Raw genomic sequence first — 14,986 nt, 5'->3', positions numbered from 1 at the left:
TTTAATTTTGTTGGGTTCGGTATTTTTCTAATAATGTGTTTAATAATTCTAATTCTTCCTGACTTATATTTTTGGCAAACGAACGCTCGTGCTCGTCTACCTTTGGGTCTAATTCTTTTAAAACATCAAGGCCTTTCTGTGTAATCAAGACTTCAATTTTTCGTCGATTGCCCGGACAGACATTTCTTGTTACAAAATCTTTCAGTAATAATTTATCAACTAATCGGGTTGTGTTACTCGTTTTAGCTAACATGCGTTCTTGTATCACACACATATTAGCAGGATTTCCTTTTTGTCCTCTTAATATACGCAGTACATTATATTGTTCTCCAGATAAATCATACGGTTTTATCAACTCGTTGAAATGATCCTGAATCACATTCTGTGTGTACATGATATTCAGAATAACTTTTTTCGCATTATCCATCTTAACTGTACTTTTAATAACCTCTTCAATTGTCATAGTCGTAAGTGTATAATTTGTATATACAAATGTATGGTTTTTAATATTTGTATATACAAGTGTTTCGTTAATTTTTTGTTAATTGAATTAGCGTGAAATTGAAAGTGTACAAAAAACAGAATAAAAATACTCTAATTTTAAATGTAAAATATTGATTAATAAATGTTTGATGATTACTTAAAATTGAATTTAACTTTGTCAAAGTTTTAGATTTTGACAAAAGGCCTATTGAAATTCAGACAAAAGAAAGCCTCTTGCTATTTTTTTGAAATTTAAGATTTCTTTATTTATCCACTCTTCATTATGTCCAAGTTCTTTAGCAATCAGTTTTGCTACTTTTTCTGAAGATTGAATTGCGGCTCTGGCATCTAAGAACAATAAACGAACGCGTCTTGCTAAAATATCATCAACAGTTCTTGCCATTTCATATCGTATAGCCCAAAGCACTTCTGCCATAGTGAATTCGTGATCGGGATGTACTTTTTCTTTTAATTCAGGATTGTTTTGTTGTAATTCGATTATTTTAGGAATGTCAGAACCATAGATATACAAATGATTTTCTCTGTCTAAAGCTGCAGTAGTTTTATTTCCATGAATCGCAAGATGTTCTGTAATACATCGTTTTTTAGGCAGTTTACCAATACTAATTGCTTTGTTTATAATATCTTCAGCTATTTTTCTGTATGTTGTCCATTTTCCTCCAGTTATAGTTATTAAGCCTGTTTCAGATACAATAATTTTATGGCTTCGGGAAACTTCTTTGGTTTTTTTGCCTTCTTCTTCGGGTGCTGCCAAAGGACGTAAGCCTGCAAAAACCGATAAAACATCTGCTCTGGTTGGTTTTTTCGCTAAAAAATGCTGTGCAGTTTCTAATACAAATTTGATTTCACTTTCTAAAGCAATAGGTTCTAAACTATGTTTTTTAATTAATGTATCTGTTGTGCCTACTACAATCCGGTTATGCCAGGGTACAGCAAACAAAACTCGTCCGTCACTTGTTTTTGGGATCATCAAAGCATGATCTCCGGGTAAAAAAGATTTATCAAAAACTAGATGAATGCCCTGGCTAGGAACGATATATTTTTTATAAACAGTATCGTTTAGTTTCATTATGGCATTTGTAAAAACACCCGTAGCGTTTATAATTGCGGCACCTTTTAAATTGTATTTATCTCCTGTTTCCTGATCTTCTGCTTCAACACCAATAACATGGTTTTTATTGTCTTTTATTAAATTTATAACTTTTACATAGTTTAAAATACAAGCTCCTTTTTCTACGGCAGTTTGAGCGATATTAATAGCTAAACGCGAATCATCAAACTGCCCGTCATGATAAATAACGCCATTTAGCAAACCAGCTTCTTCTACGTTAGGAAGCATTTCGATTGTTTTTTTCTTAGAAATATATTTTGAACGGCCTAAACTTAAACGTCCGGCCAATAAATCATAAACAGTTAATCCAATAGTATAAATGAAACTGCTCCACCAATTGTAATTTGGGATCACAAAAGATTGGTTTTTGACTAAGTGACCCGCATTTTTAACTATTAAGCCTCTTTCTTTCAGCGCTTCTATGACCAGGTGAATATTTCCTTGTTCCAGATAACGTACGCCGCCATGAATCAATTTAGTACTTCTGCTAGAAGTTCCTTTTGCAAAATCAACCGCTTCGACTAAAATTGTTTTGTATCCTCTGCTAGCAGCATCAAGAGCAGTTCCTAAACCGCTGGCACCGCCTCCAATAATAATTACATCCCATTTTTCAGTGTTTTTTAATGTCGATAGCTGTTCTGAACGGTTCATATATAATGCTCTTTTTTTTTGGATTTTTTGTTTAAAGCAAACTTAGCGAAACGAAATTAGATTTAGATGAAGAAATGTCTTGGTTGTTAAAGTTTGTTTTTATTTCAGGTTTCAGGTTGATTCATTAGGTTTTAAAAAACAAACCCTACAGATTTTTAAAATCTGTAGGGTTTGTTTTAGATTATATTTTCGTCTAAGTTAGTCTAAAGACAATTTTTAATATTCCGTTAGGAATATTTCGTCGATAGAAAAAAATAGAATTGTTTTGAATTGAATTGTGTCCTGTAGGGACACCGTTTTCAACAGAATATAAGACTAGGCTCGTTAATCAAACGTTCCTACGGAACGTATAACCGCAGCTCAAATTTAATTCTACCAACCAGACATTCCTTCGGAATGAAATTGGATTTTATTTTCTTTAAGTTTCGTAAAGCAACTTGAAACATGAAACCTGAAACAAAAAATATATCAATGAGGAAGTTTGTCTTTTATCCAGCCATAAAACCACGTTCCTGTAATAGCACTTAATAAAGTAACAATAATTACAGTAGCACCAGTTCCAATTTGTGCAAAAAGCGGTCCCGGACAAGCTCCGGTAATAGCCCATCCAAAACCGAATAACAATCCGCCATAGATTTGTCCTTTACTGAACGTTTTTGGCTGAATTTCGATTTTCTCGCCCTGAAGCGTTTTAATATTGAATTTTTTAATGATGAAAACCGAGATAACACCAACAGCAACTGCGCTTCCAATTACGCCATACATAAAGAATGACTGCAGGTGGAACATTTCCTGAATACGAAACCAGCTGATGATTTCTGCTTTTACAAATACAATCCCAAAAAATATTCCAACAATTAAATATTTAAGGTTTGCGAATCCTGTTTCTTTTTTATGACTTGCATTGATTCCTTCGCTGTCTGTATTTTTATTTTCTAAATTGTTCATTTTTGAAATTTTAAAGTGAAAGAATATAAGGTAAAATCAAAAGGGACATTACAAAACCGCCAATCATAAAACAGATTGTAGCGATTAATGAAGGCCATTGTAAATTTGATAATCCCATTATGGCGTGTCCGCTCGTGCATCCGCCGGCATAACGAGTTCCGAAACCAACTAAAAATCCGCCAACAACAATCATAATAAATCCGCGAAGGGTTAATAAACTTTCCCAGGAAAATAACTGCGCCGGAACTAAACCAGAATGATCCGTGATTCCGTAAGAAGCTAATTGTTCTGAAAGTTCTGGAGTAATTTGAACATTATTTGGGTTTGATAAAAAGTAGGCACCAATAACACCGCCAAGAAATATTCCGAAAACGAAGAATAAATTCCAGCTTTCTTTTTTCCAGTCGTATTTAAAAAACGAAATGTTAGAAGGAATACAAGCCGCACAAATGTGGCGAAGCGAAGAACTAATCCCAAAAGATTTATTTCCGATAATTAATAAAATAGGAACAGTCAATCCGATTAAAGGACCAGCAATGTACCAAGGCCAAGGTTCTTGAATAATTTCCAGTAGATTCATTTGTTAGTTTTTTTCCCACAGATTTCACAGATTCAAAAGGATATCTTTTTTATCTGTAAAGTCTGCCTGCTAATTTTATATTTAATTTTAATCTGTGTTAATCATTTTAATCTGTGGCAAAAATCTATTTTAGAACCTTGCTTTGGCAGATAAAATCTGATTTTGGGATTTCAGTTTTTGCGATGGCTCCAAAACCGCCGTCAATTTCGCTAAAGTTTCTAAAGCCTCGTGCCTGCAAAATCGAAGCCGCAATCATACTGCGGTAACCACCTGCGCAATGTAAATAAAAATGCTCGTTAGGGTTAATGTCTTTTACCCAGTCATTGATATAAGCAAGAGGTTTACTGTAAGCATCTTCGATATGTTCTGCTTCATATTCCGTTTCTTTACGAACATCAATAACTTTATCTTCTTTGATATTAAATTTACCGGCAAATTGTTCTGCAGAGATTCGGTTAACACTATCAATTTCAAAACCAGCTTTTTCCCAAGCTTCAAAACCGCCTTCTAAATGCCCGATTATAGAATCAAAACCAACACGGCTTAAACGCGTAACGGTTTCTTCTTCAAGACCGAGTTCGGTTACTAATATAATGGGCTGTCTTACATCGCCCACTAAAGTTCCAACCCACGGCGCAAAATCACCATTGATCCCTATATTAATAGACTGCGGAATAAATCCTTTAGCAAAATCACTGCTTTTTCGTGTATCTAAAACCAAAGCTCCAGTTTCTTCGGCAACTGCCTCAAAATCTTTTGCCTCAATAGCTTTCATTCCGTTATGTAAAACTGTTTCAAAACTTTCATAACCTTGTTTGTTCATGGCCACGTTCATGCTGAAATAAGCTGGAGGGGGCAATAATCCGTCGGTCACTTCTTTGATAAATTCAGCTTCCGTCATATTCGCACGCAAAGCATAATTCGTAACTTTTTGATTTCCAATTGTTGAAACTGTTTCTTTGCTCATGTTTTTTCCGCAGGCGCTTCCGGCACCGTGTGCAGGATAAACGATTACATCATCGGCAAGAGTCATAATTTTATCTCTAAGTGAATGAAATAAAATTCCGGCCAATTGATCCTGAGTCATTCCCGCAGCTTTTTGTGCCAAATCAGGACGGCCAACATCACCAATAAATAAAGTATCTCCAGAAAAAACAGCATGATCTTTTCCGTTTTCGTCAATCAATAAATAGGTTGTACTTTCCATAGTGTGACCTGGAGTATGCAGTACTTTTATCGTCACATTTCCAAGTTTGAACTCCTGTCCGTCTTTTGCAGAAATACAGTCAAACTCACAGGCTGCATTTGGCCCGTAAACAATTGGAGCTTCAGTTTCTTTACTTAAATCGATGTGTCCCGAAACAAAATCAGCGTGAAAATGTGTTTCAAAAATATATTTTAACTTTACCTGATTGCGTTTTAAACGATCTAAATAAGGCTGAATTTCTCTTAACGGATCAATAATCGCTGCTTCTCCGTTAGAAGTTATATAGTATGCACCTTGTGCGAGACATCCAGTGTAAATTTGTTCTATTTTCATAATACGTGTTGTAAAAATGATGGAATACAAAGGTAACTTTGTTTTTTATTAAAATAGGTGACTAATGTTACAGAAATTGGATTTTCGTGTAAAAAAAATATGGATTTTGTCATGTGCATTATATAATTTGGTTTAAACCCGAGCAATTAAGTTTTAACTTATAATTTTGTACATGACGAATATCATTTTAAAAGAAAAAAAACAATTATAAAGATGAATACAGCAGACTTATTAGATCAAATTACCTTTATAAAAGAAATTGATAAAGTAAAATATATTCAGCGTAAAACGAAGCTGTTTAATAGTGACCGAAATGAAAATGATGCAGAACACAGCTGGCATTTGGCTTTAATGGCAATTGTTTTGGCAGAACACTCTAATGAACCAATTGATGTTCTGAAAGTCGTAAAAATGGTTTTGATACATGACATTGTAGAAATTGATGCCGGAGATGTTTTTATTTATGATACTGTAAAAAGTCATGATAATACAGATGAAGAGCGATTGGCCGCGAATCGAATTTTTGGTTTACTTCCGAAAAAACAAGCTGAAGAATTGATTTCTATTTGGGAAGAGTTTGAAGCTGGTGAAACCAACGAAGCAAAATTCGCAAAATCTATGGACAGATTAGAGCCTTTACTGCAGAATATTTCTAACAACGGCGGGACCTGGAAAGAGTTTGGAGTGAATTATAATAAGGTTTACGAGAAAAAGAGCGTTATAAAAAATGGTTCAACATCGTTATGGAATTACGCCGAAGGTTTGATAAATGAAAGTGTAGAAAAAGGAATTTTAAAAAAATAATCAAATATAGCCTGCGGTTTCAACTGCGGGAAACGTATCAGGATTATACATTGTGTTCCCGTGGTTGAAACCACGGGTTATGTTTTATGCAAATCTATACGAAATCTTGTTATTGCGACGAAGGAGAAATCGTACGCGCTGATAGATAAAGATTGGCGATTTTCTTTGCGGAGTTTCTAGTGCGATTTCTCCTTCGTCGAAATGACATACTTTATCATAAAATATTAAATGTGATTTCTACTTTTAAATTGTTGAAAAGTTTAACAAATATTAGGTGATAAACTTCTTTTAAAAGGCATTAATTCGGGTTGTAATGGTTAAATTTGTTGAACTTCATAAATAAATACCACTTATGGAAGAAATGCTCTTTTATGACCGAATGCAATTTGCCTTCACCATTACTTTTCATTATCTTTTTCCACAGCTTACAATGGGTCTTTCGCTCATTATTGTTTATTTCAAATGGAAATACTTAAAAACTAAAGACGAACAATACAATCACGCCACCCATTTCTGGATGAAAATCTTCGCTCTGAATTTTGCGATGGGCGTTGTAACGGGAATTCCCATGGAATTTCAATTTGGGACGAACTGGGCAAAATTCTCTGAATTAACCGGAGGAATTATTGGCCAGACGCTCGCAATGGAAGGAATGTTTTCTTTCTTTCTCGAATCTTCTTTTTTAGGTTTATTTTTATTTGGAGAAAAACTCCTTGGTCATAAATGGCATTTTGTAACCGGATTATTAATTTGTATTGGTTCCTGGGCCAGCGGATTTTTAATTATTGCGACACATTCGTGGATGCAGAACCCGGTTGGTTATGAAATCCTTGAAAACGGAAAATTTGTATTGAATAATTTTCAGGCTTTATTCTTAAATCCGTGGCTATGGCCTTCTTATCTCCACAATCAGGCCGCTTCTTTGGTGACAAGTTCGTTTGTTGTTGCCGGAATTGGGGCTTTCTATATTTTAAGCGAGAAGAATGTTACTTTCGGGAAATTGTTCCTTAAAACAGGAGTTGTCTTCGGATTGATTTCTAGTGTTATAGTAGCTGTTCCAACGGGAGATTTACTGGCAAAAAATGTTGTGAAACATCAGCCGGTGACTTTTGCTGCAATGGAAGGAATTTTTCATACCGAGAAAAAGGGCTCCGAAATTGTATTAATTGGTCAGCCCGATGTTAAAGATAAAAAACTCGATAATAAAATTGCCGTTCCTAATATTTTAAGTTTCCTGACTTACGGAAACTGGGAACAGGAAATTAAAGGCTTAGATCAATTTGAAGAAGATCTTCACCCAACAAATATTTCAGGATTGTATTATGCATATCATATTATGGTAGGACTTGGAACTGTATTTATTGGGTTAATGGTTATTTCTCTCTTTCAATTAATCCGGGGAAAATTATTTCAAACTAAATGGATTTTATGGTCACTTATGTTTATGATGCCATTTCCGTACATTGCCAATACAACAGGCTGGTACACGGCTGAATTAGGAAGACAGCCCTGGCTGGTTTACAATTTAATGCGAACTGCTGCCGGTGCTTCGCCAACGGTTTCATCAGGAAATACACTGTTTACATTACTTGGCTTTATTGGTTTATACCTTTTACTGGGAATGTTGTTTTTACTTTTGATTGGAAAAATTATCAATAAAGGGCCTCATAATGTGGAACTTTCAACAGAAAAAATATAAGTATGGAATTTTTTTGGTACGTAGTTTTAATGGGAATCCTGGCTGTTTATCTGGTTTTAGACGGTTATGATTTTGGGGCAGGAATTATTCATTTATTTTTTGCCGATACAGAAAAAGATAAAAAAGCAATTACAAGTGCAATAGGTCCGTTTTGGGATGCCAATGAAGTCTGGCTTATTGCAGCCGGAGGGGTTTTATTTTTTGCTTTTCCTACTTTATATGCTTCTTCTTTCAGTGGCTTTTATCTGCCTTTGATTATGATTTTATGGCTTTTGATTTTCCGAGCTATCGGATTGGAAATGCGCGGACAGATTCATAACCCAATGTGGGAAACCATTTGGGATAAAGCTTTCGGAATTGCAAGTTTACTTTTGGCACTGTTCTTTGGGATTGCTTTGGGAAATATTGTTCGAGGCGTAAATCTCGGAATGGTGCAAAATGGTGTTTCAACACAAGAAGCACATTATTTCTTTCTGCCTTTGTGGAATCCAACTTTTAGTCCGCAGGCAAATGAATTGGGAATTATTGACTGGTTTACGCTTTTTCTTGGAATTGTAAGCACTGTCGCTTTAACGATTCATGGCGCCAACTGGATTATTTATAAAACAAATTCATCTTTAAACCCGAAGCTTAAAAAGGTTGTTTTTGCATTGAATATTGTTCTGTTGGTTTTAGTTTGTATTTCATTGCAGGTTTGGCATTTTATAGAGCCAAAACCGTTTCATAATTTTGTCGAAAATCCTATTCTTTGGTTTTTCCCGCTTTTGACTTTCGTTGGAATTCTGGGATTGTTTAAAGTCCGTTCGTTTCAAAAAGACGGTTACGGATTTATGTTTTCGACTTTCTTTTTAGTGGGGGGATTTGCTTCGACAGCCGTTTCTATTTTTCCGAATGTTCTGCCTTCGACTAATAAAGTAAATCCGTCGTTAACAATTTATAATACTGCCGCCGGAGAATATGGATTAAATGCCGGAATGAGCTGGTTTTTTGTGGCTTTATTTCTTGTGATAATTTATTTTATTATTCAGTATCGAGTTTTTAGCGGTAAAATGGATGATATTGGGTATGGAGAACATTGATGGTTTTTATTTTTTGTCACGACCCGAGCGATAACGGACGAAGCAATTCACGAATTTTTATTTTGATATAAAATCAATTGCCTCCAGTTTTAACTGAAGGTTTTTTTATTGGTATTCAAAAGGCTTTAGCCCAAATTGTAAAGTTTGGCTAAAGCCTTTTATTTATATAGATTTATTTACCTCCAGCTAAAGCTGGAGGCAATTTATAAAAGGCTTTTAGTTGTAGTTTTTGTTAATCGTGAATATAGCGGATAGCTTCCTGATGGCTATCGGGATAGGCAACACACAAAGACTTCACATTAAATTTCTTTAATATAATTTTTACAGATATTGTATTTGATCTGCTTTTTATTAGTTTTGTTAGAAGAGAAATAATTAAAATTTTAGAAAATGTATAATTGTTTTGATATAGCAAAGTATTTCATAGAATTAGGAAAAGAAGAAGGTCAGGGACTTGACCCGATGAAATTGCTAAAGCTGACTTATATTTCGGATGGATGGCATTTGGGAATTACTGGAAAACCGCTTTTTGAAAACGAAATTCAGGCCTGGAAATATGGTGCGGTTATTCCAGATTTGTATTATGCAATACGAATGTTTGGGAAAGATCCTGTTGATCCTTTTTTGTTGAATATATCTGCGAAAACGCCATTAAAAGAGGAAGATAAAGAGTTCCTGAAAAAAATCTGGGATAATTACAAAGGTTTATCCGGATTGCAGCTTTCTGCACTAACACATGAAGAGGGGAGTCCGTGGTCACAAACCTGGGATGGAACGCATGATGTTGTAATTGGAAATGATTTAATTAAAGAATATTATCAGGAAAAACTAAATAGTTAATGGAAAAAACTTTAGCAGAAAAATTACCGGAAAGTGCTTTAGGAAACGATATTATTAATGTTCCAAAAGATGTAACAAAAGAGGCAGAAAAAGAAGATCATTTAATGAGGCCTTATGATCCTAAAAGCCATTCGGAATATATAGAACTTAAAAGATTTGAAATCGAACAGGCAAATGAAAGTTTGGAACGAAAGTTAAGACAGGAAAATGCCAGAAAAGCTTTTGTTTTTTCGTCAAGATGGGCTATTTTTATTGCTCTTGTTATTTTACTGCACGGAGCAGGTGCATCATATAAATTCTTTATTTTATCGCAAACCGAATTTTTATTTGTTGTTGGAACTTTAACGACTTCTATTTTTACTTTTTATACTTTGGTTTTGAGGTATTTATTTTATCGAAAACCAATTGCTAAAATGGTCGAGAAGAAAATAGCTTAAATAGTTTCATCTTTGTCAAAGTTTCAAACCAAGACTGTAAGGAACTTTCTTTCATGTATTAAATGTTTGTAATTTATCAGGATCCCCTCCGCAATGTATTACTACTTGTTTTATAATTTCATTTTGCAATTCATTACAAAATGAAATTTTGGGAATCTTATATCCTTTTAATTTTTTTACATTCCAATCAACCATCGTTTCTTTAGCAAAAAAATCCAGCTGATCCTCTGAAATATAATCTAAGATTTCTTTGACTTCTGTTCTGTTCTGCATTTCTTAAATCGGTTAAAATATATCTGCAAAATAAAAAAATTATTGTTTTATCAGAGTTCCTTACAGTCTTGGTTTTAAACTTTGACAAAGATTATCTACAAGCAAAATTAAATTAAAAAATATCTGCCAAATCTGCGAGAGAAAATAATCTCTAAAACAAAACCTCTTTAGCAATTATATAAAATCCCATTACGAGAACAAACCACCCAAAAAGCGGTTTTAATCTAGTTCCGTCAATTTTTTTAGAAAGCTGGCTTCCAATTAACATTCCGAAAAGGGCCATTCCCGAAACACCTAATAAAAAAGAATAATTAATTGGAGTTCCAATGTATAAATCACCTCCAAAACCTATTGAAGAATTGATCGTAATGATTAATAACGAAGTTCCCACAGCTTGTTTCATTGGTAATTTTGCAAAAAATAAAAGTGCAGGAATTATTAAAAATCCACCGCCGGCGCCAAGAAACCCGGTTACAATCCCCACTAAAAAGCCAATGATACCTAATTGAACATAATTGGTTTCGGTGCTTTTTATTTCCGGAAGGTTTTTTCGAATCATAGAAATTGCCGCCGTTATCATCAAAACCGAAAAGACTATCATAATCAGAAAATCTTTTGAAACGGTATAAGATGCCACAGAAAAAAGTGTCGCAGCGATTTGAGGAAATATGACTTCACGAATTATTAAAATTGAAATCACAGAAGGAATCGCAAAATAAAGAGCTGATTTTATCTTAAGATTTCCCATTTTATAATGGCTGTAACTTCCAAATAAAGCGGTTAATCCAACAATAAATAAGGAATAAGAAGTGGCCTGGTCTGGATTTACTCTAAATAAATATACAAGAATAGGAATTGTCAGGATTGATCCGCCGCCGCCAATTAAGCCTAGTGAAATCCCAATAATGATTGAAGCAAAATATCCTAAATATTCCATTGCATTTATTTTTATGCAAAGTTGCTTCGTTAATTATGAATCTACAGTAACATTTATCACATATGGATATTTTTTGCCCACGGGTTTTACGGATGAAACGGGTTGACACAGATTATTTGTTGCATTGAGCAGATAAATTTTAACACATAGAGACATAGCTTTACTAACTCAAAAAAAGGCGTTTCACTTGCATCAACACACATAGCTATGTGTAAATAATGTATTATTTATTTCAACCTTTTACTAAGAAAAAAAAATCTATGTTTCTATGTGTTTAAAATTGAAGATAAAGTTTGTCAGTTCGAGCGAAGTCGAGAACCCGCAAAGCATTTCGACTTCGCTCAATGTGACAAAACATCAGTGAAAACCCGTTTCATCCGTAAAATCTGTGGGCAATATTACTTTAATAATTCAATCTGGTTTCGGTTTAGTTTGACCAAACCGCGCTGTTCCATTTTTTTTAATAATCTGGAAATCACTTCTCTTGAAGTATTTAATTCGGTGGCGATTTCCTGATGCGAAAGTTTGACTTCAGAACAGCCGCAGGCATCAGAATGTCTTTTTAAATAAAATTCTAAACGTTCGTCCATAGAACGAAAAGCAATATTATCGACAACTTCTAGAACTTCTTCAAAACGGCTTCGGTAAGTTTCAATTACAAATTCATACCACGATTTGTGTTCCATCATCCATTTATCCATCATTTGCAGCGGAATCATCATAACCGAAACATCTTCGACCACTTTTGCCATGATTTGGCTTTTTTCACTTTTTGCAGTACAGATCATAGAGATGGCGCAGGCTTGTCCGGGCTGCAGATAATACATTAAAAATTCGCCGCCGTCTTCGCCTTCCCGGTAAATTTTGATTTTACCTTTGGTTATTAAAACGGTGTTTTTGATGTATTGTCCGGTACGCATTAAAATAGTTCCGGCCTTAAAATCCTGAAGGCTTCCATTTTCTTCTATCGTAGCGATAAGTTCGCCGGAGAAATTAGGAAATATGGTTTTTAATGAATTTTGCATTTATTGTATTTTTAAACACATAGAGACATAGGATTTTGAAACTCAATAAAGGCGTTTCACTTTCATAAATGCACATAGCTATGTGTTGATAATATATTATCTATTTTGAACTTTACTTAAAAATTTAATCTATGTTTCTATGTGTTGAAATTTATTTTTTTGACACAGATTTTACAAATTTCCAAAAAATACTTCGCGAAAACTCGTGTAATTCGCGGCAAATATTTTTATCAAAAAGAGATTAAAAATTATAATTTTTTACAAAGATAATAGATTCAGCTGTCATAAATTATCAGAAAACCATATTTAAGGGTATTTTGTGCAAATGAAAAAATCCTATTTTCTATCGATTTTATAGAGTGTATTTTTAAAAATAGTAAGTAAATTTGTGTTTCACTGATTATAATACTTTCTCTAAAACGTTTTCTGAGAATAATAATCGAAATCGCATTTGGTACGTTTTTAATTAATAGAAACGTCGTAATTTTACAAAAACACATTTATTATGAATTTATCACAAGAAGATTGGGTTAATCAGCTTGCTGCTGACGAGAATGCAGTTATACTGGACGTAAGAACTGAAGACGAATTTAATGACGGCTATATTGAAAATGCTTTAAACATTGATATCAATAAAGGTCAGGGTTTTATTTATGAAATTGAAGAATTAGATAAAAATAAAAATTACTACGTGTATTGTCGTTCTGGAGCCAGAAGCGCTAAAGCATGTCAGATTATGAATGAGTTAGGTATTGAAAATGCCTACAATCTGCTAGGCGGAATCCTAGACTGGGAAGGCGAAACCGTACAACCATAAAATGAAAAAAGAGGCGAAAAAAAGCCTCTTTTTTCATTAAAATGCGATTAATAACCAAATAAAAATTACCAGATTATGAGTTTAATACCAGAAGAATTTGAGATTAAAAGCCTTATAAACCAAGATACTTACCTTGTAAATGGAGAATTAAAACAATGGACAGGACAAACCACACCTGTGTTTTCGACTATTTCTTCTACAGAAAAATATACGCCGACATTATTAGGATCTATTCCGTTTATGGCAGAAACAGAAGCTGCCGAAGTTGTTGAAGCTGCAAATGCTGCCTACAATAAGGGTAAGGGATTATGGCCGACTATGAAAGTAGCCGACCGTATTAAATGCATGGAGAATTTCGTTAAACAAATGAAAGAAACCCGCGAAGAAGTAGTGAAGTATTTAATGTGGGAAATTGGAAAATCATTAGGTGATTCTCAAAAAGAATTTGACAGAACGGTTGAATATATTTACGATACTATTGCCAGCTACAAAGAATTAAACGGACGCAGCGCACATTTTGAAAAAGTGCAGGGTGTAAATGCCATGATCCGCCGCGGACCTCTGGGAGTGGTTTTATGTCTTGGCCCTTATAATTATCCTTTAAACGAAACTTTTTCATTGTTGATTCCGGCTTTAATTATGGGAAATACAGTGATTTTTAAACCTGCTAAAAATGGTGTATTATGTATCTCGCCATTGTTAGAAGCTTTTAGAACCAGTTTCCCTAAAGGTGTTATCAATATCGTTTATGGCAGAGGACGCGAAGTCGCTTCTCCAATTATGAAATCTGGAAAAATTGATGTTTTGGCATTAATTGGAAACAGTAAATCAGCCATTGCTTTGCAGGATCAGCATCCAAATAAAAACAGACTTCGTTTAATTTTAGGTCTTGAAGCTAAAAACCCTGCTATTATTCTTCCAGATGCCGATTTAGATTTGGCAATTCAGGAATGTATTACAGGAACTTTGTCTTTCAACGGACAGCGTTGTACGGCTTTAAAAGTTTTATATGTTCATGAATCAATTGCAGAAGAATTCAATAAAAGATTTTCTGAAAAAGTAGATGCATTACAATTTGGAAATCCGTGGGAAAAAGGAGTTGCACTAACACCGCTTCCTGAAACAGATAAGCCGCATTATATTCAGGGATTAATTGACGATGCTGTTCATAAAGGTGCTAAAATCCTGAATGAAAAAGGAGGAAGACATACTGATAATTTTATTTTCCCGGCAGTTTTGTATCCTGTAAACAGCAAAATGCGTGTGTATCACGAAGAACAGTTTGGGCCGGTGGTTCCAATTATTTCTTTTAAAGATATTCAGCAGCCGTTAGAAGATATGGCCGAATCAAATTACGGGCAGCAGGTAAGTTTGTTCGGAAAAGATATTAAAACCCTTGCGCCGCTTATTGATGCTTTGGTAAACTTAGTGTGTCGTGTAAACTTAAACAGTTCTTGTCAAAGAGGCCCGGATGCTTTTCCATTTACAGGCCGTAAAGATTCTGCAGTTGGTACATTAAGTATTCCAGATGCTTTGCGCTCTTTCTCAATTCGTACGTTTGTCGCTTCAAAAGATATCGCTTATAACAATGAAATTTTGCAGGAACTGCTAAACAGCAAAGAATCAAACTTCATTAATACCGACTATATTTTGTAGTATCAAGGTTATATATTAATTGTAGACGCCGTCTTTTTCTTTTTGAATGAGACGGTTTTTCTTTTTTAAGATGCTGAGATTCTAA

General features: G+C 34.3%; 15 protein-coding genes. 7 read left to right on the top strand and 8 right to left on the bottom strand.

Annotated elements, in window-relative coordinates; translation table 11 throughout:
* Position 1 precedes the first annotated feature (1 nt).
* The 5 genes from AABD74_RS21260 to AABD74_RS21240 all read right to left on the bottom strand — a co-directional run bounded on the left by AABD74_RS21260 (position 2) and on the right by AABD74_RS21240 (position 5,334).
* Positions 2-463: a MarR family winged helix-turn-helix transcriptional regulator gene (locus tag AABD74_RS21260; protein ID WP_232679107.1), complete on the bottom strand. Its 462-nt coding sequence runs from the start codon at positions 461-463 to the stop codon at positions 2-4.
* 225 nt (positions 464-688) lie between these two features.
* Positions 689-2,266 (bottom strand): FAD-dependent oxidoreductase, encoded by a 1,578-nt coding sequence (locus tag AABD74_RS21255; protein ID WP_406844227.1) that lies wholly within the window; start codon positions 2,264-2,266, stop codon positions 689-691.
* A gap of 468 nt (positions 2,267-2,734) precedes the next feature.
* A complete protein-coding gene (locus AABD74_RS21250) occupies positions 2,735-3,214 on the bottom strand; it encodes a DUF6691 family protein (RefSeq protein WP_406844226.1) in 480 nt (159 codons plus the stop codon).
* Between the two features lie 10 nt (positions 3,215-3,224).
* Positions 3,225-3,794 carry a YeeE/YedE family protein gene (locus AABD74_RS21245; RefSeq protein WP_232679114.1) on the bottom strand — a complete coding sequence of 190 codons (570 nt, stop codon included), beginning with the start codon at positions 3,792-3,794 and terminating at the stop codon, positions 3,225-3,227.
* 124 nt (positions 3,795-3,918) lie between these two features.
* The gene (locus AABD74_RS21240; protein WP_406844225.1) at positions 3,919-5,334 is read right to left on the bottom strand and encodes a rhodanese-like domain-containing protein; all 1,416 of its coding nucleotides are present in this window, start codon (positions 5,332-5,334) and stop codon (positions 3,919-3,921) included.
* 213 nt (positions 5,335-5,547) lie between these two features.
* Here AABD74_RS21240 and AABD74_RS21235 point away from each other — a divergent pair, with 213 nt between their 5' ends.
* The 5 genes from AABD74_RS21235 (at position 5,548) to AABD74_RS21215 (ending at position 10,193) form a co-directional block, all read left to right on the top strand.
* Complete coding sequence (locus AABD74_RS21235; protein WP_406844224.1) at positions 5,548-6,138, top strand: HD family hydrolase; 591 nt, start codon at positions 5,548-5,550, stop codon at positions 6,136-6,138.
* Positions 6,139-6,490: 352 nt separating this feature from the next.
* Positions 6,491-7,837 carry a cytochrome ubiquinol oxidase subunit I gene (locus tag AABD74_RS21230; RefSeq protein ID WP_406844223.1) on the top strand — a complete coding sequence of 449 codons (1,347 nt, stop codon included), beginning with the start codon at positions 6,491-6,493 and terminating at the stop codon, positions 7,835-7,837.
* Positions 7,838-7,839: 2 nt separating this feature from the next.
* Positions 7,840-8,916 (top strand): cytochrome d ubiquinol oxidase subunit II, encoded by a 1,077-nt coding sequence (gene cydB / locus AABD74_RS21225; RefSeq protein ID WP_232679122.1) that lies wholly within the window; start codon positions 7,840-7,842, stop codon positions 8,914-8,916.
* 390 nt (positions 8,917-9,306) lie between these two features.
* Positions 9,307-9,756 carry a Panacea domain-containing protein gene (locus AABD74_RS21220; RefSeq protein WP_406844222.1) on the top strand — a complete coding sequence of 150 codons (450 nt, stop codon included), beginning with the start codon at positions 9,307-9,309 and terminating at the stop codon, positions 9,754-9,756.
* Entirely contained in the window at positions 9,756-10,193 is a 438-nt protein-coding gene (locus AABD74_RS21215) for a hypothetical protein (protein WP_232679126.1), read from the top strand. Before AABD74_RS21220 ends, AABD74_RS21215 begins: the two co-directional genes overlap by 1 nt.
* 51 nt (positions 10,194-10,244) lie before the next feature.
* Here the strand turns inward: AABD74_RS21215 and AABD74_RS21210 are convergent, their stop codons facing one another.
* The 3 genes from AABD74_RS21210 to AABD74_RS21200 form a co-directional block, all read right to left on the bottom strand.
* Positions 10,245-10,466 (bottom strand): hypothetical protein, encoded by a 222-nt coding sequence (locus AABD74_RS21210; protein WP_406844221.1) that lies wholly within the window; start codon positions 10,464-10,466, stop codon positions 10,245-10,247.
* Positions 10,467-10,617: 151 nt separating this feature from the next.
* On the bottom strand, positions 10,618-11,403 hold the full coding sequence (locus AABD74_RS21205; protein WP_232679133.1) for a sulfite exporter TauE/SafE family protein: 786 nt from the start codon (positions 11,401-11,403) through the stop codon (positions 10,618-10,620).
* Between the two features lie 398 nt (positions 11,404-11,801).
* Complete coding sequence (locus tag AABD74_RS21200; protein WP_232679137.1) at positions 11,802-12,428, bottom strand: Crp/Fnr family transcriptional regulator; 627 nt, start codon at positions 12,426-12,428, stop codon at positions 11,802-11,804.
* Positions 12,429-12,933: 505 nt separating this feature from the next.
* Between AABD74_RS21200 and AABD74_RS21195 the strand changes: the two genes are divergently transcribed.
* On the top strand, positions 12,934-13,245 hold the full coding sequence (locus AABD74_RS21195; protein ID WP_071634709.1) for a rhodanese-like domain-containing protein: 312 nt from the start codon (positions 12,934-12,936) through the stop codon (positions 13,243-13,245).
* 75 nt (positions 13,246-13,320) lie between these two features.
* A complete protein-coding gene (locus AABD74_RS21190) occupies positions 13,321-14,901 on the top strand; it encodes an NADP-dependent glyceraldehyde-3-phosphate dehydrogenase (protein ID WP_232679139.1) in 1,581 nt (526 codons plus the stop codon).
* The last annotated feature ends 85 nt before the right edge of the window (positions 14,902-14,986 follow it).

It is taken from the genome of Flavobacterium soyae, assembly GCF_045348165.1.
Taxonomy (GTDB): Bacteria; Bacteroidota; Bacteroidia; order Flavobacteriales; family Flavobacteriaceae; genus Flavobacterium; species Flavobacterium soyae.
The sequence above is the reverse complement of the archived record's forward strand: the minus strand, read 5'-3'. Positions and strand labels throughout refer to the sequence as shown.

Bases quoted from the DNA above. Each gene is read 5' to 3' on its own strand.
- AABD74_RS21255 (WP_406844227.1), bottom strand. From the start codon at position 2,266: ATGAACCGTTCAGAACAGCTATCGACATTAAAAAACACTGAAAAATGG.
- AABD74_RS21230 (WP_406844223.1), top strand. From the start codon at position 6,491: ATGGAAGAAATGCTCTTTTATGACCGAATGCAATTTGCCTTCACCATT.
- AABD74_RS21190 (WP_232679139.1), top strand. From the start codon at position 13,321: ATGAGTTTAATACCAGAAGAATTTGAGATTAAAAGCCTTATAAACCAA.
- AABD74_RS21210 (WP_406844221.1), bottom strand. From the start codon at position 10,466: ATGCAGAACAGAACAGAAGTCAAAGAAATCTTAGATTATATTTCAGAG.
- cydB (WP_232679122.1), top strand. From the start codon at position 7,840: ATGGAATTTTTTTGGTACGTAGTTTTAATGGGAATCCTGGCTGTTTAT.
- AABD74_RS21195 (WP_071634709.1), top strand. From the start codon at position 12,934: ATGAATTTATCACAAGAAGATTGGGTTAATCAGCTTGCTGCTGACGAG.
- AABD74_RS21250 (WP_406844226.1), bottom strand. From the start codon at position 3,214: ATGAACAATTTAGAAAATAAAAATACAGACAGCGAAGGAATCAATGCA.
- AABD74_RS21235 (WP_406844224.1), top strand. From the start codon at position 5,548: ATGAATACAGCAGACTTATTAGATCAAATTACCTTTATAAAAGAAATT.
- AABD74_RS21215 (WP_232679126.1), top strand. From the start codon at position 9,756: ATGGAAAAAACTTTAGCAGAAAAATTACCGGAAAGTGCTTTAGGAAAC.
- AABD74_RS21220 (WP_406844222.1), top strand. From the start codon at position 9,307: ATGTATAATTGTTTTGATATAGCAAAGTATTTCATAGAATTAGGAAAA.
- AABD74_RS21260 (WP_232679107.1), bottom strand. From the start codon at position 463: ATGACAATTGAAGAGGTTATTAAAAGTACAGTTAAGATGGATAATGCG.
- AABD74_RS21200 (WP_232679137.1), bottom strand. From the start codon at position 12,428: ATGCAAAATTCATTAAAAACCATATTTCCTAATTTCTCCGGCGAACTT.
- AABD74_RS21240 (WP_406844225.1), bottom strand. From the start codon at position 5,334: ATGAAAATAGAACAAATTTACACTGGATGTCTCGCACAAGGTGCATAC.
- AABD74_RS21205 (WP_232679133.1), bottom strand. From the start codon at position 11,403: ATGGAATATTTAGGATATTTTGCTTCAATCATTATTGGGATTTCACTA.
- AABD74_RS21245 (WP_232679114.1), bottom strand. From the start codon at position 3,794: ATGAATCTACTGGAAATTATTCAAGAACCTTGGCCTTGGTACATTGCT.